General features: G+C 38.0%; 21 protein-coding genes. 5 read left to right on the forward strand and 16 right to left on the reverse strand.

The features are described 5' to 3' along the window. The first annotated feature begins 307 nt into the window (after nt 1-307). Nucleotides 308-667 (forward strand): hypothetical protein, encoded by a 360-nt coding sequence (locus tag AC0L6O_RS05440; protein ID WP_473306898.1) that lies wholly within the window; start codon nt 308-310, stop codon nt 665-667. On the opposite strand, the gene AC0L6O_RS05445 is transcribed toward AC0L6O_RS05440, so the two are convergent. The 3 genes from AC0L6O_RS05445 to AC0L6O_RS05455 are packed head-to-tail and all read right to left on the reverse strand — an operon-like array spanning nt 664 to nt 3,965. Further along, the gene (locus AC0L6O_RS05445) at nt 664-2,970 is read right to left on the reverse strand and encodes an acyl-CoA dehydrogenase family protein (protein WP_473306899.1); all 2,307 of its coding nucleotides are present in this window, start codon (nt 2,968-2,970) and stop codon (nt 664-666) included. The genes AC0L6O_RS05440 and AC0L6O_RS05445 overlap by 4 nt on opposite strands. Nucleotides 2,971-3,028: 58 nt before the next feature. Beyond that, nucleotides 3,029-3,637, reverse strand: coding sequence for a hypothetical protein (locus AC0L6O_RS05450; RefSeq protein WP_473306901.1), 609 nt, complete (start codon nt 3,635-3,637; stop codon nt 3,029-3,031). Nucleotides 3,638-3,647: 10 nt separating this feature from the next. After that, the gene (locus tag AC0L6O_RS05455) at nt 3,648-3,965 is read right to left on the reverse strand and encodes a LytTR family transcriptional regulator DNA-binding domain-containing protein (protein ID WP_473306902.1); all 318 of its coding nucleotides are present in this window, start codon (nt 3,963-3,965) and stop codon (nt 3,648-3,650) included. A 170-nt stretch (nt 3,966-4,135) separates the two neighbouring features. Here AC0L6O_RS05455 and gldD point away from each other — a divergent pair, with 170 nt between their 5' ends. From gldD to AC0L6O_RS05475, 4 genes are read left to right on the forward strand one after another with little or no spacing between them, the layout of a single operon-like run. Beyond that, nucleotides 4,136-4,726 (forward strand): gliding motility lipoprotein GldD, encoded by a 591-nt coding sequence (gldD, locus tag AC0L6O_RS05460; RefSeq protein ID WP_473306903.1) that lies wholly within the window; start codon nt 4,136-4,138, stop codon nt 4,724-4,726. Next, nucleotides 4,723-4,965: a putative signal transducing protein gene (locus AC0L6O_RS05465; RefSeq protein ID WP_473306904.1), complete on the forward strand. Its 243-nt coding sequence runs from the start codon at nt 4,723-4,725 to the stop codon at nt 4,963-4,965. The genes gldD and AC0L6O_RS05465 overlap by 4 nt, the downstream gene beginning before the upstream one ends. Next, nucleotides 4,946-5,779 carry a phosphatidate cytidylyltransferase gene (locus AC0L6O_RS05470; RefSeq protein ID WP_473306906.1) on the forward strand — a complete coding sequence of 278 codons (834 nt, stop codon included), beginning with the start codon at nt 4,946-4,948 and terminating at the stop codon, nt 5,777-5,779. Before AC0L6O_RS05465 ends, AC0L6O_RS05470 begins: the two co-directional genes overlap by 20 nt. Next, on the forward strand, nt 5,779-6,483 hold the full coding sequence (locus AC0L6O_RS05475) for a carboxypeptidase-like regulatory domain-containing protein (RefSeq protein WP_473306908.1): 705 nt from the start codon (nt 5,779-5,781) through the stop codon (nt 6,481-6,483). The genes AC0L6O_RS05470 and AC0L6O_RS05475 overlap by 1 nt, the downstream gene beginning before the upstream one ends. A gap of 15 nt (nt 6,484-6,498) precedes the next feature. On the opposite strand, the gene AC0L6O_RS05480 is transcribed toward AC0L6O_RS05475, so the two are convergent. From AC0L6O_RS05480 to AC0L6O_RS05540, 13 genes are read right to left on the reverse strand one after another with little or no spacing between them, the layout of a single operon-like run. Beyond that, a complete protein-coding gene (locus AC0L6O_RS05480; protein WP_473306909.1) occupies nt 6,499-7,023 on the reverse strand; it encodes a gamma carbonic anhydrase family protein in 525 nt (174 codons plus the stop codon). Nucleotide 7,024: 1 nt separating this feature from the next. Beyond that, entirely contained in the window at nt 7,025-7,510 is a 486-nt protein-coding gene (locus AC0L6O_RS05485) for a GNAT family N-acetyltransferase (RefSeq protein WP_473306910.1), read from the reverse strand. Further along, nucleotides 7,510-8,031 carry an NADH-quinone oxidoreductase subunit J family protein gene (locus tag AC0L6O_RS05490; RefSeq protein ID WP_473306912.1) on the reverse strand — a complete coding sequence of 174 codons (522 nt, stop codon included), beginning with the start codon at nt 8,029-8,031 and terminating at the stop codon, nt 7,510-7,512. The genes AC0L6O_RS05485 and AC0L6O_RS05490 overlap by 1 nt, the downstream gene beginning before the upstream one ends. Nucleotides 8,032-8,072: 41 nt before the next feature. Next, nucleotides 8,073-8,639: a NuoI/complex I 23 kDa subunit family protein gene (locus tag AC0L6O_RS05495; protein ID WP_473306913.1), complete on the reverse strand. Its 567-nt coding sequence runs from the start codon at nt 8,637-8,639 to the stop codon at nt 8,073-8,075. A gap of 1 nt (nt 8,640) precedes the next feature. Continuing rightward, nucleotides 8,641-9,783: an NADH-quinone oxidoreductase subunit NuoH gene (gene nuoH, locus AC0L6O_RS05500; RefSeq protein ID WP_473306914.1), complete on the reverse strand. Its 1,143-nt coding sequence runs from the start codon at nt 9,781-9,783 to the stop codon at nt 8,641-8,643. Nucleotides 9,784-9,787: 4 nt separating this feature from the next. Further along, complete coding sequence (locus tag AC0L6O_RS05505; RefSeq protein WP_473306916.1) at nt 9,788-10,873, reverse strand: NADH-quinone oxidoreductase subunit G; 1,086 nt, start codon at nt 10,871-10,873, stop codon at nt 9,788-9,790. After that, the gene (locus AC0L6O_RS05510) at nt 10,874-12,046 is read right to left on the reverse strand and encodes an SGNH/GDSL hydrolase family protein (RefSeq protein WP_473306918.1); all 1,173 of its coding nucleotides are present in this window, start codon (nt 12,044-12,046) and stop codon (nt 10,874-10,876) included. Continuing rightward, nucleotides 12,046-13,398: an NADH-quinone oxidoreductase subunit NuoF gene (gene nuoF / locus AC0L6O_RS05515; RefSeq protein ID WP_473306920.1), complete on the reverse strand. Its 1,353-nt coding sequence runs from the start codon at nt 13,396-13,398 to the stop codon at nt 12,046-12,048. Before nuoF ends, AC0L6O_RS05510 begins: the two co-directional genes overlap by 1 nt. Next, nucleotides 13,398-13,901, reverse strand: a complete 504-nt coding sequence (gene nuoE, locus AC0L6O_RS05520) for an NADH-quinone oxidoreductase subunit NuoE (protein WP_473306922.1) — start codon at nt 13,899-13,901, stop codon at nt 13,398-13,400. The genes nuoF and nuoE overlap by 1 nt, the downstream gene beginning before the upstream one ends. After that, nucleotides 13,894-15,132, reverse strand: a complete 1,239-nt coding sequence (locus tag AC0L6O_RS05525; RefSeq protein WP_473306923.1) for an NADH-quinone oxidoreductase subunit D — start codon at nt 15,130-15,132, stop codon at nt 13,894-13,896. The genes nuoE and AC0L6O_RS05525 overlap by 8 nt, the downstream gene beginning before the upstream one ends. A 3-nt stretch (nt 15,133-15,135) precedes the next feature. Further along, entirely contained in the window at nt 15,136-15,636 is a 501-nt protein-coding gene (locus tag AC0L6O_RS05530; RefSeq protein WP_473306925.1) for an NADH-quinone oxidoreductase subunit C, read from the reverse strand. Beyond that, a complete protein-coding gene (locus AC0L6O_RS05535) occupies nt 15,633-16,172 on the reverse strand; it encodes an NADH-quinone oxidoreductase subunit B (RefSeq protein ID WP_473306926.1) in 540 nt (179 codons plus the stop codon). Before AC0L6O_RS05535 ends, AC0L6O_RS05530 begins: the two co-directional genes overlap by 4 nt. Before the next feature lie 18 nt (nt 16,173-16,190). Next, the gene (locus tag AC0L6O_RS05540) at nt 16,191-16,565 is read right to left on the reverse strand and encodes an NADH-quinone oxidoreductase subunit A (RefSeq protein ID WP_473306927.1); all 375 of its coding nucleotides are present in this window, start codon (nt 16,563-16,565) and stop codon (nt 16,191-16,193) included. Nucleotides 16,566-16,719: the final 154 nt, after the last annotated feature.

The following is a 16,719-nucleotide window of genomic DNA, read 5'->3' on the forward strand; positions in this document are numbered from 1 at the left end:
AGCGTGTTAGCGGGTATTTAATATGCTTAGGTGTTTACTAAGAACTGATTTTGAAGTGTATTTCTAACTAGTGCGGCGAATAATCGACCTATTCGCCGTATATTTTGCGGTGAATAGGATTTTGATAAAGTCAAAGGGACTATTTTTTCTTAAATAGAATAATTCAATTGACGCTATTTGAGCTGAATTTGAGGAATACGTTGCGTTGCAATATCTTATTGCTAATTAATTACTGATTTTCGAATGAATTATTAACCCAATCACCAAAAAACAAGCGACCTTTGCGGAAATTTATTTTTAGAAAATTATGGAGCAAGCGGAGTTTTTAGAAAAACATGTGTTTTTGGGTTTAGAAAATCGTAATGACGGTTTTGACGATAGTGAAAACTATTATTTTTCTCAAGACGATTTTGAGCAGGTTCTTGAAAAAGCAGAGTATTTTGGCATAGGTATTTATAAAATCACACCTAGACTTAATGGTGAAGCTTATGACACTGCCGTGCATGAAACTTTCAAGAAAAAAGCTACAGACCCTAAATGGTATAAAAAGGCCTTTTTGACTTATACGCACCGTGAGGAAGGCTTGCTATATGCAGCTACGTATAAGGTTTCTGGCAAACTTTTAGCAAGGTATTCTGCAGATAAGAACGAAGAGGAGGTTTCTTAAACCTCCTTCACTATATCTGCCCTTCTTAAAACCTTCGGAATACCGAAAGCATCGACATAGCTACCTGCTAGTGGTCTTATTTTACGGTAAAGGCTGTTTTGAACACGTCTTATAGCTTTTGACTTTTCTCCCGTCAAGAAATCATTCTCTAAAAACCATCCATTATCTCGAAGTATGGCATCTAGGCTATAGGTTTTAAGCATGGTTTCCAGAGCTTCTCTTTCTGCATCTTTAGGCATGGCTTTTACTTTAGCCTTAAATTCTTTGTAGATATAATTTTCTACCTGAGCCAGTGCCAGCGTAATCATGTGGTTTTGCACACGAAGGAATATCTCAGAAGGGTGTAGTTTCTTTTTAAGAAAGTTTCGCATTCTGTCAGACAGGGTAAACAGTAGTTTTTGTTGTCTAAACTCAAAAGTACTGTCTAAAAAATCATAACTCAGTATATGTTCGGAATTGGTATTTCTTACGGTCAGTGGATTGAGGTCTGTAACGGTAGTGCCTACGCGTTTCATGACATGGCGAGCCACGGCCATAAAACCTCCATCATTAAATTCTTGTTTGAAGTCAGTCAGAAGGGCTTTGGCTACTAATTGGAGTAACACATGATTATCACCCTCAAAAGTGGTGAAAATGTCGGTGTCGGCTTTTAAATCAGCAAACTCGTTTTCTGCTAAATAGCCTTTTCCGCCGCAGGCTTCACGGCACTCTTGGATGGTGGCTGTGGCATGCCATGAGGCATAGCTTTTTAAACCAGCCGCTAGGGTTTCCACCTCTCTTTTGTCGGTATGGTTATATTGTTCTATAAATTTATCTCGAAGGCTCTCTAAGGCAAAACTGAGTGCATATGACTTTGCCAAAAGTGGGAAAAGACGTTTTTGATGACTCGGATAGTCCAAAATCAAGGTTTCCGTCGTTTCGTTTAGCGAGTCAAATTGCCTTCTCTTTAAGGCATATTTAATAGCAATGTCTAAAGCCTTTTTAGCTGCGGTGTTTGAACCTAGGGCTACAGATACTCTTCCCCCAACCAATGCTCCAAGCATGGTGAAAAAGCGTTTTGATTCCTTTTTTATGCTGCTTTGATAATTGCCTTCGGCATCAATCCCACCATATTTATCTAATAGGTTTTCTAAGGGCACTTTAACTTGGTCAAACCAAATTCTACCATTATCCACACCATTTAATCCCATTTTATATCCATTGTCTTTTACGGTTATTCCGGGTAGCTCTTGATGCTTTTCGTCACGCAGTGGTACCAAAATAGCATGGATACCATAATTTTGTTCACCTACTTTTAATTGAGCAAAAACTGCTGCCATTTTAGAGTGCAAGGCATTTCCAATGTATTCTTTACCAGCAGTATGTGTGGGCGAATGAATGATGATGGTTTGGTCTTCGGGATTATAAGTAGCGGTAGTTTCCAAGTCTCTCACATTACTTCCATGACCTGTTTCGGTCATGGCAAAGCAACCCGCAAGGTCTAAAGAACCAGTTTTGGTCAAATATTTGTCATGATGTTTTTTAGTGCCTAGCTGTAAAACGGCCCCGCCAAAAAGCCCAAACTGAACCCCAAACTTTATGAGCAAACTTATATTTCCTAAAGCCATGGTTTCAAAAACGGCGGTACTAGCACCAGGCGAATTTTCACCTCCGTATTCTTCAGGAAAAGCTAGTGCTCCAAATCCTTGTTTCCCAAGTTCTTTGCATTGTTCTAAAATCAAATTCCTTAAGGTGTCTTTTTCTCTTAAATCATATGGAACCTCAAAGAAGGAGTCCATAATGAGTTTTTTAGTACGGTTTTTATGTTCAGCAAACTTTCCGTCTAAAATGGCCTGTACTTTTTTTGTGTCAAAGCCAGCTATATCTTCTATTTGTGTATCATCTTCAGGTTTGATGGTAGTATAAAAAGCTACTTTTGACAGTTGATTGTCTACACCAAGAGCTATTTCTAAACCTTCTATAGAAGCCTTGACTTTTGGAGAATCCCAAATTTTATTATCGTCAGATTTTGAAGTGTTTTTGGCAATGTTAATCCCTAACTGTACCAGAGAAAGTTTTTTGTCAAGGTCAAGTTTCATGGCTCCAGCATGAATGTCGGCCAGCCATTCTTTATATGTTTCTTCTGATGGAGGATTGGCTTGGTCTGTCCATTTTATAAGTTGTTTTTTGTCAGCAAAGCTTAGGAAATCCATGGCGTCCACGTGTTGACGAATGATTTTCATTTCTGACGGACTTAATACTGAGTCGGCCCAACCAACATAAAATAGCGGTAAGAGACTGTTGATTCCAGGGGAGTAATGCATAGCGTTGAAAATTTTATGCTTGAATATAGAATAAAATTCTCAACCCATAGACTCTATCTCAAAGACAATTCCAGCTAGTCCCATTAAATACCTTTACACAAGCATCATCAATACTCCAAACCATTGAACCGGTGGTGGGGTTAAGAGTTGCGTTTATTGAGGTATTGTCACGCTGAGGAAGTGAAATACTATTTGGACTCAATAAGATTGCATTAACTGGAGGAGGGGAGGCGTTATTTAAGGTGGAGCATGTACCTGTAAGAGTCATGTAAAAGAAGTTGCCAGTAGGGTTTCCATTATTTTCGTCAAGAGACTCCCATTTGCCGAAACAAGGGGGAGAGGTCTCATTGCTTACGGCAGGCTCTACTAATTTAAAGAGATATAGAAAACCATAATATGACTCGAAATTCCAATGTGTTTTAATCAGCCAAGTATTATTTTTTCTAAAGTAATAGGGTGTATAGGTGTTGTTAGTGCTTGTTCCATAATAGTCCGTTCCAATGTCACGTGTTTGTAAATCGTGCCACACATATCCAGGGTTTAGGCTATATGATACATTCATATTTCCCATATAGGAAGGGTTTTGGATACCAGATGCAGTGATTTGAGCATTTATAGAAAGACTAGCGAGGAACATTAGTATTGCCAGAGAATAGAGTTTTTTCATGATTGTTTTTTTATCTAAAGATTTGGTCCAGTTCTTTTCTCTTTCGCCTGGAGGGGCGGAGTTCTTTTCCTGAAGACAGAATGAGCTCTTGTTCATTACTGGTTTTGACAAACTTCATGTTTACCACATACTTTCTACTTATTCGGATAAAGTTTCCATGGTCTTTTAGGCATTCATAAACTTTTTTCATGGTGCTAGAAAGTATTTCATTTTTTCCAGAAGCACTATACACAATGGTATAGTTGACTTCTGCTTCAAGGTGTGTGACGTCGGCGGGAAGAAGGCTGGTGCGTGCTCCTAAAAACACGGGTTGTTTTAAATCATTCATAAGCGTTCGTTTTGATAGTATCTGAGTCGATATTTATTTTGTAACCGCTTACTCGTCTTTTTTGTATTTTTTTATTCCTTCAAGCTTTTAGGTTTGCCTAAATCCGCATTTTAAAGAGTATGGTACATGAAAATTGATTGTGTATCTTTGTCAATCACAAAGTGAGCCCTATGCCCCTTAAAGAAAGAAATGTGCTTATTGTTTTGTTTACCTCGCTATTAATTTCTTGCGGAGGTTCTTCTGATTATTTCCCAAAACCAAAGGGGTATAATCGTTTAGATTTGCCAGCACATAAATACTTGCAATTAGAAGAGAAACATCCTTATTCATTTGAGCATAATGTAAACGCCATTATAGAGCCTGATACCTTCGGAAGTGCTGAACCTCACTGGATTATCTTACATTATAAAGACTTGATGGCACGTATACAGCTTACCTATAAACCATTAAATGGTGATTTGAATAAGCTGTCAAAACATATTGACGATGCTTACAAATTGGCTGGAAGACATCATGTAAAAGCCGACTCTCAGGTAGAGAAGGTAATAGAGCTTAAAAATGGAAAAAGAGCAGTAGTAATAGAGTTAGAAGGAGAGGTGCCTAGTCACTTTCAGTTTTATGTGACAGATACCTCAAAACACTATTTACGAGGAGCGGTTTATCTTATAGAACCTACTTTAAACGATTCTCTAAGACCGCTAGTAAATTATATGAAAGATGATTGTATGCATCTTTTAGAAACCTTAAAATGGACTGAATGATACTATCTACAGAATCCGAAAATTGGCAGATTGTCTATAAGACAGAAAATGCCATGCAGGCAGAATTGCTCAAAAATGAATTAGAAAATAATGAGATAAAATGTTTCATTGTTAACAAGAAGGATACGATGTACCCTATTTTTGGAGCTAATATTTTATATACCCAAACCAACGATGAACAAGTGGCTAAGGTTATCATTGAAGTTTTTTTGAATAAGAATGAATCAGAGATTGGATAAGTATTCTAACCTTACCCAGCGTATCATAGCGGCGGTAATAGGCGTAGCCATTATTATAACAGGTATATTTTTCTCTGCTTATACTTTTTGGTTGGTGTTTTTATTTCTGTCGGTAATGACGCAATACGAGTTTTATAAACTTGTAGGCCTCAACGGGAATTTGCCATTATCCATTTATGGAACTATCTGCGGAACTGTTTTAAACGCTCTCACATTTTTTATAGAAAAAGGAGACTGGCCATTTAAGTTCTATTACTTAATAGTGCCACTTTTAGCCATTACCTTTTTTATTAAACTTTATAAAAGGAAAGACCCCAAACCTTTTGAGAATTTAGGCTATACATTTTTAGGGATTATATACGTAGCAGTGCCTTTTGCATTGGTAAATGAAGTAGCTATGGAGGCTCATCATTATAAACCACTTTTGGTTTTGGGTATTTTAGTTATCCTTTGGGTCAACGATAGCGGTGCTTATTTCGTAGGTACTATGATGGGCAAGCGTAAATTGTTTGAAAGAATATCTCCGAAGAAGACTTGGGAGGGGCTGTTTGGCGGAGCAATAAGCTCTTTAATAGCGGCGTTAGTTTTTTCTAAGTATTACAATGTCATAGACCCATGGAAATGGATAGTTATTGCTGGAATAATAGTGGTAACGGGTACTTTAGGTGATTTGGTAGAATCTCTTTTTAAAAGGAGTATCGCTATCAAAGACTCTGGCAGTTTTATTCCAGGTCATGGTGGCTTCCTTGACAGGTTTGATGGCTTGTTGCTTTCAATGCCTTTTATTCTTACTTTTCTCAAAATATTCGCTTAATGCGTCAACAGAAGATACTCGTTTTATTGTTTTTAATAGCCTTTTTAGCGGTAGGGAAGACCTATGCTCAAGGGGAAAAGAAGTTTGTCACCTTTAGTGGTTTTGTTATCGATGGAGATAACGATGAGCCACTTCCAGGGGCATATATTGTGAATGAACGTGCCGGTAGAGGTACTTTGACTAATGATAAGGGTTACTTCCTAATCAATGTTTTTCCGGGCGATAGTTTGATATTTAGTTACCTAGGTTTTAAGAAACAATTTCACATCATTCCGTCTGACGTAAGTTTGTCATATTCGGCTGTTGTGGAGCTTAGGCAAGACGCCACCATGTTAAAAGAAGTTAAAGTTTATCCTTTTAGCACAGAAGAAGAATTTAAATTAGCCCTGATAGAAATGGAGCTTCCAGACGCTAGAGAAAGAGCAAATATGGAAGAAAACCTTAGTCGTGAAAATCTTGATAGGGCTTTTGCGATGCAAGGAATGAGTGCTGACGCCAATTATCGTTATGCCATGAATCAACAACTCATGCATATTCAGAGTAGAGGAACTATTACTACCAATCCGCTTACAAGTCCGTTTGCTTGGGCTAGTTTTATCAAATCAATCAAAGACGGAACATTTACCAACAAAGCTTGGAAAAAGGGTGATTATATACCCAAAACGGAAGGTTCTAGAGATGCTATTATGCGTGGGAGTAATTAAGTTTGGCGAGTAAAATTATTTTTTATTCTCTTTCCCAAACCAACTAGCATAGGTGAGATAATTATCGGCAGTTCGCATAAAAACTTCGCCTGCTTTTTCAGAAACATCTTTTAGGTATTTGGCAGGGTTTCCAACCCAAATTTGACCAGAAGGAACGCGAGTATTTGATGTAACTACAGCTCCAGCTCCAATAATGGCATTTTTCTCAATGACTGCTCCATCCATAACTATGGCTCCCATGCCTATTAAAACTTCTTCTTCTACTACACAGCCATGAAGTATAGCATTATGACCAATGCTTACATTATCGCCAATTATGGTTTTGGTCTTCTCATAAGTACAGTGAATTACTACACCGTCTTGTATATTGACTCTGTTGCCTATTCTAATACTATTTACATCGCCTCTGAGCACTGCATTGAACCAAATGGTACAATCTTCTCCCATTTCTGTATCGCCCACCACTGTGGCGTTAGGTGCTAGCCAAGTTGATGTTGGGATTTTAGGACTTATGCCTTTTACTGGAAGAATAGTTGCCATATTATCGGATGTTTTTAATGTAATGAGCGTCTTGTCTTTCGCCTTCTTTTAGAAAGCTAAAACCGTTTTTAAGAAGAACTTTAATGGATGCTTGGTTAGAAGTATTAGCTATTCCTACCAAATTGTCAAATTCAGGTAAGCTCTTGGCAAATACTTCCATGGCTTTAAGCATTTCCGTGGCAAAACCTTTGCCCCAAAATTCAGGAAGAATGGCGTAGCCTATTTCTAAATCTTTGGAGGTGAGTGGCGTCATTTTAACATAGCCCACGAATTCTCCCGTGTCTATAGATTCTGCTCTGATAAAGCCTAAGTATTGATTCTCTTTATTGACAGCTAATTGATATTGAAACCTTTCTTTTGCCTCTTTGAGGCTTAAAGCCGCTCCCGTAATGTAGGTCATTACCTCCTTACTTTGAGCCATGGCTAAAGATTCCGCTTCGTCTTCAGTGTTTATCTGTCTATATGTTAACCTACCTGAGGTTAGCATTAGAAATGACGTTCGCCTTTTTCTCTTTTACCTAGCATTACAGCACCAGTCATGGCTATTAAAAACAGTATAGACACCAATTCAAAAGGAAGTAGGTATTTGCTATAAAGTAAGGTACCTAAAGTCTCAATAAATCCTGTTTTAACTTGGTACGTAGCTGGGTTAGTTCTAGGAATATCGGTCATTCTAATAGCCGATATAAGAATCAAACTGATAGTACCTGCTACAATGGTAGCGGCTATCATAAGCTTATTATTATTTAAGCCTGGTGTGTTTTCTTCTTTGATATTCAAAAACATAACCACAAAGAGAAATAAAACCATGATGGCTCCTGCGTATACAATGATATTAACCACCGCTATAAACTGAGCATTCATCAGCACATAGTGAGCAGACAAGGAGAAGAAGGTCAGAATAAGGTATATGACGCTATGAATGGCATTTTTAGAAGCAATGGTACCCAAAGCTCCAAAAAGAGTAACTACCGAAATGACATAAAATAGCCATTGCGTCGAAGTCATGTTTTGTATATTATTTATAAAGTCCATTTTTGACGTCGATATTAGTAATTAACTGGTTTTTGTTGTTCCCAAAGCTTCTGCATTTCTTCTTTTGTCCATGCATCGCGTTCATACCTTTCGTTCATGTCTTCCACCAGCTGGTCTTTACCATAAATGACTTGGTCGCGGCTAGTAAATATAGGTACAAATTTATCATGTCTAAGATAAACAGCTTCTTTAGGGCAAGCTTCTTCACATAAGCCACAGAAGATACAACGGAGCATATTTACTTCATAGGCTGCTGCGTACTTCTCTTCTCTATATAGTTTCTCTTCACCAGGCTCTCTTTCAGCAGCAACCATAGAAATGGCCTCAGCAGGACAAGCTATAGCACATAAACCACAAGCGGTACATCTTTCTCTACCTTCCTCGTCACGCTTAAGAATATGGTGGCCTCTAAAAATAGGACCTAAATATCTTTTTTGTTCTGGGTATCGTATGGTTGCTTTCTTAGAAAAGAAATGCTTTAACGTAATTCCCATTCCTTTTGCGATACCTGGAAGATATGTTCTTTCGGCAAGCGTTAAAGGCGTCTTATCTGTTTTTTTTGCTCTATTAGTAAGTTGCATATTAGATACTTGCTTTATTTTTTGTGAACAAAAAGGAGTAGGCGTAAGCTAAACCGATAAAAATGGCTAAGCCAAGCCAGTTAACTATTAGGGCTTGACCAGAAAGTTCGGCGGCTGCTGTGATTATCAAATTTACAACAGATAATGGTATAAGGGCTTTCCAACCTAAATCCATTAACTGGTCATATCTAAATCGTGGAAGTGTCCATCTTACCCACATGAAAACAAAGATGAAGAAGAATATTTTTCCAAAGAATACTATAGTGCCCAATAGGGTAGCTAAGTTATGACCAACGGTGTCTCCAAATTGACCTATAAGTTGTGAAGAAACCCAGTCCATACCGAAGTAATTAAAACCACCTAAATACAAGGTTGCAATTACTGCCGAAGTGATAAACATATTGACATATTCAGAGAAAAGATAAAGACCTAGTTTCATAGAACCATATTCTGTATGGTATCCTGCTACTAACTCGTTTTCAGATTCTGGAAGGTCAAAAGGAGTTCTGTTACATTCTGCAAAAGAACACACTAAGAAAATCAAAAAGCCCAGTGGCTGATAAAAGATATTCCAGTTTCCACCATGTTGACCTTCTACAATAGTTCTTAAGGATAATGAACTTGACATCATTACAATGGCAATGATAGAAACGCCCATGGCTAGCTCATAAGAGATATTTTGCGAAGCTGCTCTAATGGCTCCGTAAAGGGAATATTTATTATTAGAGGCCCAGCCTCCAATTAAAATGCCATACACACCTAAGGACACAACACCAAACACCCACAGGATACCGATATTAACTTCAATAGCCTGAACGAAAATCTCTTTTCCTTCATATAAAATACTATCGCCAAAAGGAATGACCGCACTGGTCATCATGGCAGTTAGCATGGCTAAAGATGGCCCAAAAATAAATAACCATTTGTCGGCCAGTGTTGGCACAAAATCTTCTTTGAAGAATAGCTTTCCTGCATCTGCCAATGGTTGCAAGATACCAAATGGCCCAGCTCTATCTGGTCCAACTCTATCTTGAATATAGGCGGCTATTACACGCTCAAAGTAGGTTTCATAGGCTGCTATAGTTAAAGAAATAGCGAATATGCCCAGAATAATTAAACCTTTTATAATGATTGCTCCTTCCATTAAATTATTCTTCTAGCAATTTAAAGTCCTTATTCTTTTCCATTAATGCCTTATAATCTTCAGAAGCTTTAACCTCTTTTAGATTTTTATCATATGGTCTGTCGTCGTTAATGTTCTTGTAATGATGTTTGGCATAGTCTACCGCAAAAGACGGTTTGGCTATTAAATCTTTACGGTACTTATTTGCCGAAGTAACCGAATGACGTGTCATTACAGCTGGTCCTTCTATGGTCCAGTCTGCCGTTTCTTTTTTGTCAAATCTACAGGTGTTGCAAATGAATTCATCTACTTCACCCCATTGATTTTTGCGTCCAGTTACACGGATTATCTCTTCTCCTTTGTACCATAAATGAACCTCGCCACAGCATTTGTCACAGTCTCTGTGTGCATCCATTGGTTTGGTAAACCAAACACGGTTTTTGAAACGATAAGTTTTATCTGTAAGAGCTCCTACTGGACAAACATCAATCATGTTTCCGGAGAAATCATTGTCAATAGCTTGGCCAATGTATGTGCTTATTTCGGCGTGGTCACCTCTGTTCATTACACCATGACATCTACCATCCGTAATTTGGTCGGCAGTGTGAACACACCTGTAACATAAAATACAGCGGTTCATGTGTAATTGGATATTCGAACCTATATCTTCTTTCTCAAAAATTCTTCTATCTTCTTCAAATCGTTGGGTTTCTGTACCATGTTTGAAGGAAAAATCTTGAAGATGACATTCTCCTGCTTGGTCGCATACTGGGCAATCTAGCGGATGATTAATCAATAAAAACTCTACGATTCCTTTTCTAGTGTCTACTACCTCTTCGTTGGTGTAGTTTTCTACTATCATGCCATCTTGAGCAGGTGTTATACACGAGGCTACCAACTTTGGCATAGGTCTTTTATCTCTTTCAGAACCTTGCGTTACCTTCACCAAACATGCTCTACACTTACCACCAGATTTTTCTAGTGGCTTATAGTAACACATTGCCGGAGGAGCCACTTCTGGTCCTATTTGCCTTGCGGCTTGTAGAATTGTGGTGCCTTGAGGAACCTCAGTTTCTACACCGTCTATTGTTACTTTTATACTATTCTCCATTTATTTAATGGGTATTAAATTATTCTCAGATATATATCGAGCTACTGTTTCTCCAACAAACACAGAGCCTTTTGGTGTGAAATGACAATCATCATAAAAGAATTCGCCTGTTTTTGGGATTTCTTCGTCAAGTTTAATGACAGGTATCTCTAAACTGGAAGCTATTTGAACTACGTCTTTGTTCATCCTATCCATAGCTGCTTGCATAAATTCTTTAGGGAACTTAAAATTTTTGTTCTTATTCATCCAGTGGTATTTCAAAAGCGTAGTATCTTTTGAAGCCCATGTGGTAGGCTGCGTCATTACCACTACTGGAATTTCATTTGCCTTACAGATACCAACAAATGAAGTGACCATTTTTTTGTAATAATCAAAGTTTACCGAATCATGTTTTCCTAAAGGAAGCTTTTCGGTCATGAGTGGCGGAAGTAAATGGTCAGAAAAATGGATAGGGATACTATCTGGTATTGGCCTATGCTTTCTTTCTTGAAGGTTTTTTAAGAGGGGAGAGTTACTTTTAAATCTATTTTTAGCATTATGAGCTAATCTGAAAATTGCAGATTTCCCTAATAAAAGCTTCGGCCAATTTACGAGTTCACTTGATTCATTAATATCATCAAAACGATGTAAATTATTATCACCAAGCAAAACATTTAAATCGTTAATTCCGGAAAAAAGAATAACCATATCTGGGTTAAGGTGAATTACCCTGTTTTGGAGCAAAGCTATATGGTCAAACATGGCTGCTCCAGCAGTACCTCCGTTATAGATATTGATAGGTTTGTTAGTGTGTTTTTCTAACTTTTTTTCAACCACCTGACACCAGCTTTGCTCATAGGGATAGTCATAACCCTGAGTAGTGCTGCCGCCAATGGCATAAATACTAAACTCATTTCGGCTAGTATCCACATCATCATTATGCCTAAAACCAAAGTTATTTATATGGATGTCATTAACAACGCTGGAATCTGCTGGGAAAAGCTCGTTTGGTCTAAAAAGGAAAGCGAAATCAGAGTTTCGGCTATTTTGAAGCCTTACTACTTCACCTGTGGAATAAGATTTCACCCTTAAATGTGCATATGGGTCAGGTAGTTTTACAAAGAACAGTAATACAACCTCTGCTAACAGAAGCGTAAAAACAAATACTATTAAGCTGTAAACCACTTTTTTCATTATGCCATTACATCCATTAATGATTTTGAAAATATAGCCCCCTTTGCTGTAGCCTGAGCAGGATGTTTAATATGCCATTCGAACTCATCTCTAAAATGACGAATCGCACTTCCTACTGGCCATGCCGCGGCATCACCTAGTGGGCATATAGTATTGCCTTCAATTCTTTTAGCTACATCTACCAAAAGGTCAATATCTCTTTCGTTACCAGTACCATGCTCTATTCTGTAAAGCACTTTTTCCATCCAGCCGGTACCTTCACGACAAGGAGAACATTGGCCACAAGACTCATGACGATAGAATCGGGTGAAATTCCATGTATTTCTAACAATACAAGTTGTTTCGTCCATAGCAATAAAGCCACCAGAACCCAACATGGTTCCTGAAACAAAACCACCTTCTGAAAGTGATTCGTAAGTCATTAACCTTGGTTCGCCTTCCGCAGTTTTTAGAATAAGTCCTGCTGGCAAAATTGGCACAGAAGAGCCCCCAGCTACCACAGCTTTCAAATGATGACCATCTCTTATTCCTCCTAAATATTCATCAGAATAAATAAATTCTTCTACTGGAAGTCCTAACTCTAATTCGTAAACACCTGGATTTTTAACATGGCCAGATGCCGAAATAAGTTTTGTTCCTGTACTTCTTCCAATTCCAATACCTGCATAAGAGTCTCCTCCGTTTTGGATTATCCATGGGGTATTGGCAATTGATTCTACGTTATTTACTACAGTAGGGCATTGGTATAAACCTTTGACCGCAGGAAAAGGAGGTTTATTTCTTGGGTTACCTCTTTTACCTTCTAAAGATTCTAAAAGAGCAGTTTCCTCACCACAAATATATGCTCCACCACCAGGTTGAACGATAAGTTCTAAGTCAAAACCTGTTCCTAAAATATTTTTTCCTAAGTAGCCTGCTTGTTTGGCTTCTTCTATAGCCTTCTCTAAAATATGTATTACATACATTAGCTCTCCTCTCACATAGATGAAAGACTTATTGGCTCCGAGAGCAAAACTGGATATAATCATTCCCTCTATCAAAAGATGAGGGTTTTTCATCATTAGGTAATGGTCTTTGAAAGTACCTGGCTCAGATTCGTCAGCATTACATACCAAGTAACGAGGAACTCCTTCTGGTTTTGCTAAGAATCCCCATTTCATACCCATTGGGAAACCAGCTCCACCACGTCCTCTTACTCCGGCTTTTTTGACCTCTTCTACCACCTCGTCTGGAGACATTTGCTTTAGGGCTTTTTCTACGCCTAAATAACCTCCAAGTTTTTTATAAACACTGATGCCTTCAAGACCATCAGTACCTATATCTTTGGTCAATATTTTGATATTGTTTGCCATTAGTTAGTCTTCCTCAGGTCTTCGATAATCTCATCAACTTTTTGATTATCAAGGTGCATAAAATATTTTTCTCTTATTTGGAAACAAGGTCCCCAACCGCAAGCGGCTAAACATTCTACTTCTTTGAGGGTAATTAAACCATCTTCCGTAGTTTGTCCTGCTTCTATATTGAGTTTCTCTCTTAAGTGAGCAAAAACTTCTTCGCCACCCATCACACAGCAAGGACCAGTTCGGCAATACTCTATAACGTGCTTACCAACTGGCTCAAGGTGAAACATGGTATAAAAAGTAGCTACTTCGTATACTTCAACAGGCTGGATAGATAAAAGTCCGGCTACATAGTTCATGGTTCCTGAACTTAACCAACCAAACTGCTCTTGAGCCAAATGAAGAATAGGCAGTAATGCTGATTTCTGCTTACCTTCTGGGTATCGAGCTATTATTTCTTCAACTTTTGCAAGTCTCTCTTTACTGAAAACGATATTTTCTGTTAACTCAGGCATCTAATTCTCCAGCGATTACATTTAAACTACTCATTATTGCTACGGCATCTGATATGGTTAATCCTTGTACCATTTCAGAGTAGGCTTGATAATATATAAAACTCGGTCTTCTAAAATGAAGTCTGTAAGGTGTTCTACCACCATCACTCACTAGGTAATATCCTAATTCTCCATTTCCACCTTCAACAGCATGGTACACTTCACCAATAGGAGCTTCTATTTCTCCCATGATAATTTTGAAGTGATAGATTAAAGCTTCCATACTTCTATAAACTTCCTTTTTAGGAGGTAAATAGTAATGGTCTTCATTTGCGAAATATGGTCCTTCAGGAAGGTTTTCTAGTGCTTGTCTTATGATTTTCAAGCTCTCCCACATCTCCGCATTTCTTACTTGGTAACGGTCGTAGGTGTCACCATTGTGACCTACTGGAATTTCAAATTCAAAATCTTCATAAGAGGAGTAAGGCTCCATGGCTCTTACGTCATAATCTACACCCGCAGCTCTTAGGTTAGGACCAGTGAAACCATATTCCATGGCTCTTTCGGCTGTTATACCTCCTACATTGATAGTTCTGTCCATGAAAATTCTATTTCTACTTAGTAGATTTTCGAATTCGGCAAGTACCTTCGGGAAGGAGTTATAAACTAAATCTTTTATTTTAGCCAAAGCAGTAGGAGAGAGGTCTCTTTCCATACCACCCACACGACCCATGTTTGTGGTTAGTCTAGCACCACATATTTCTTCATAAATTTCATATATCTTTTCTCTTTCTTGAAAGACATATAAGAAACCAGAATACGCTCCAGTATCTACACCTAAAATAGAATTACAAATTAGATGGTCTGAAATTCTAGCCAATTCCATCAAAATTACACGAATGTATTGTGCTCTTTTTGGAACTTCTACATTCAATAACTTTTCTACGGTCATGTGCCAACCAAAATTATTTATTGGCGATGAGCAATAGTTTAGTCTATCGGTAAGTGTAGTAATTTGATAGAAAGGTCTTCTTTCTGCAATTTTTTCAAACGCTCTATGGATGTACCCAACGGTCTGAACACCAGAAACTATTTTGTCACCGTCCATTTTAAGTACATTCTGAAATATACCATGGGTGGCTGGGTGGGTAGGACCAAGGTTAAGCGTAGTGTGCTCGTTCTCTTCTACTATTGGTAGATTGAGAGCGAGTGCGTCGGAAGTTATTTTTGGTACGTTTAATTCTTCTGCCATTTTTTATCTTCCAAATAGTGCATCAATTTTATCTTCTCTGGTGGCATCTTCCAATGGGTATTCTTTTCGCATTGGGTGATAATCCATTTCATCCATATTTAGAATACGAGTCAGATTAGGATGACCAGTAAATTTAATTCCGTAAAAGTCAAAGGTCTCACGCTCCATCCAGTTGGCTCCAGCATAAAGCTCACTAGCCGTAGGGATGTTTATGTCGTCTTTTGAAAGGTAAACCTTAATTCTTAGTCTAACGGCATTTTCAAAGCTATGTAAGTGGTAAACCACACCAAACTCTTTGCCTTTAGCATCTGGAAAGTGAATTCCCGTAATGTCTGTCAAAAAACGAAACTTAAGGCGGTCACTTTTATTAAGGTAAGTAAGAATGTCGATGATGTCATTTGATGGACACGTGAACGTAAGTAAACCATGAGGTTCGTCAAACTCCGTAACCTTTGTACCAAAATGGCCAACTAGTTCTTCTACTATTTCTTGGTGGCTAATCATATATTGTAGGAGGCTAAAAGGGCTTTGTATTCGTCAGATTCACGTCTTCTTAGCGGCTCATTTTTAGCTAGTTCTTGAACTTGCATTAAACCATCTAAAATTTGTTCTGGCCTAGGTGGGCAACCTGGTACATAAACATCCACAGGTATAATTCTATCAATACCTTGCAAAACAGAATAGGTGTCAAAAATTCCACCTGAAGAAGCACAAGCACCTACAGCCATCACCCATCTAGGTTCTGCCATTTGTTCGTAAACTTGCTTAACTACAGGACCCATTTTTTTTGCGATAGTACCCATTACCATTAGTAAATCTGCTTGTCTCGGCGAAAAACTAGGTCTTTCTGAACCAAACCTTGAAATATCATAATGTGAACCCATGGTAGCCATGAATTCAATTCCGCAACAAGATGTGGCGAATGGAAGAGGCCATAATGAATTACTTCGAGCTATACCAATAACTTGGTCTAATGAAGTAGCGAAGAAGCCTGAACCTTCATAACCACTTGGTGCTTCTACTGTTTTTACTGTACTCATGAGTTTTGTTTAGTATATCTAATCTCGCTCCCAGTTTAATACGCCTTTTCTGATGATGTAGTAAAAACCTGCCATAAGAAAGGTGACAAAAAGTAACATCTCCATAAAACCAAACCAACCTAAACTTTTGAAGTTTACAGCCCATGGATACATAAAGATGATTTCTACATCAAATAATACAAACAAAATGGCTATTAAGAAATACCTTACAGAAAGTGGAGCTCTAGCATCACCCTCTGATTCAATACCACATTCAAATGGACTTTCTTTAACCTTACTTTTTAGCCTAGGGCCAATAAGGTGTGTTATCACAATTGTAAAGCCTACAAAACCTGCGGCTAAAGCAAATTGAAATATTATCGGTAGGTATTCCTGAGGTAAATTACTGTTCATTTTGTCTTGTAATCAAGACGCAAAATTACCACTACTAAGAGTGTTTTCAAAATTGAACAGAAGGTAAATTGAACTTAAAAATATGCTTGAAATATTCAAGACGGCTAGAAATAGAATATTTGGGAGAAAGTATTTAATAATAAGGGAAAATGCC

It is taken from the genome of Arcticibacterium sp. GJ41-1 (assembly GCF_055808875.1).

Excerpts from the sequence above, each read along its gene's own strand:
- AC0L6O_RS05530 (WP_473306925.1), bottom strand. The coding sequence starts at position 15,636 with ATGATTAGCCACCAAGAAATAGTAGAAGAACTAGTTGGCCATTTTGGT.
- AC0L6O_RS05455 (WP_473306902.1), bottom strand. The coding sequence starts at position 3,965 with ATGAATGATTTAAAACAACCCGTGTTTTTAGGAGCACGCACCAGCCTT.
- AC0L6O_RS05510 (WP_473306918.1), bottom strand. The coding sequence starts at position 12,046 with ATGAAAAAAGTGGTTTACAGCTTAATAGTATTTGTTTTTACGCTTCTG.
- AC0L6O_RS05450 (WP_473306901.1), bottom strand. The coding sequence starts at position 3,637 with ATGAAAAAACTCTATTCTCTGGCAATACTAATGTTCCTCGCTAGTCTT.
- AC0L6O_RS05485 (WP_473306910.1), bottom strand. The coding sequence starts at position 7,510 with ATGCTAACCTCAGGTAGGTTAACATATAGACAGATAAACACTGAAGAC.
- AC0L6O_RS05465 (WP_473306904.1), top strand. The coding sequence starts at position 4,723 with ATGATACTATCTACAGAATCCGAAAATTGGCAGATTGTCTATAAGACA.
- nuoF (WP_473306920.1), bottom strand. The coding sequence starts at position 13,398 with ATGGCAAACAATATCAAAATATTGACCAAAGATATAGGTACTGATGGT.
- AC0L6O_RS05535 (WP_473306926.1), bottom strand. The coding sequence starts at position 16,172 with ATGAGTACAGTAAAAACAGTAGAAGCACCAAGTGGTTATGAAGGTTCA.
- nuoE (WP_473306922.1), bottom strand. The coding sequence starts at position 13,901 with ATGCCTGAGTTAACAGAAAATATCGTTTTCAGTAAAGAGAGACTTGCA.
- AC0L6O_RS05505 (WP_473306916.1), bottom strand. The coding sequence starts at position 10,873 with ATGGAGAATAGTATAAAAGTAACAATAGACGGTGTAGAAACTGAGGTT.
- AC0L6O_RS05475 (WP_473306908.1), top strand. The coding sequence starts at position 5,779 with ATGCGTCAACAGAAGATACTCGTTTTATTGTTTTTAATAGCCTTTTTA.
- AC0L6O_RS05470 (WP_473306906.1), top strand. The coding sequence starts at position 4,946 with ATGAATCAGAGATTGGATAAGTATTCTAACCTTACCCAGCGTATCATA.
- AC0L6O_RS05540 (WP_473306927.1), bottom strand. The coding sequence starts at position 16,565 with ATGAACAGTAATTTACCTCAGGAATACCTACCGATAATATTTCAATTT.
- gldD (WP_473306903.1), top strand. The coding sequence starts at position 4,136 with ATGCCCCTTAAAGAAAGAAATGTGCTTATTGTTTTGTTTACCTCGCTA.
- AC0L6O_RS05445 (WP_473306899.1), bottom strand. The coding sequence starts at position 2,970 with ATGCATTACTCCCCTGGAATCAACAGTCTCTTACCGCTATTTTATGTT.
- AC0L6O_RS05440 (WP_473306898.1), top strand. The coding sequence starts at position 308 with ATGGAGCAAGCGGAGTTTTTAGAAAAACATGTGTTTTTGGGTTTAGAA.
- AC0L6O_RS05525 (WP_473306923.1), bottom strand. The coding sequence starts at position 15,132 with ATGGCAGAAGAATTAAACGTACCAAAAATAACTTCCGACGCACTCGCT.
- AC0L6O_RS05480 (WP_473306909.1), bottom strand. The coding sequence starts at position 7,023 with ATGGCAACTATTCTTCCAGTAAAAGGCATAAGTCCTAAAATCCCAACA.
- AC0L6O_RS05495 (WP_473306913.1), bottom strand. The coding sequence starts at position 8,639 with ATGCAACTTACTAATAGAGCAAAAAAAACAGATAAGACGCCTTTAACG.
- nuoH (WP_473306914.1), bottom strand. The coding sequence starts at position 9,783 with ATGGAAGGAGCAATCATTATAAAAGGTTTAATTATTCTGGGCATATTC.
- AC0L6O_RS05490 (WP_473306912.1), bottom strand. The coding sequence starts at position 8,031 with ATGACTTCGACGCAATGGCTATTTTATGTCATTTCGGTAGTTACTCTT.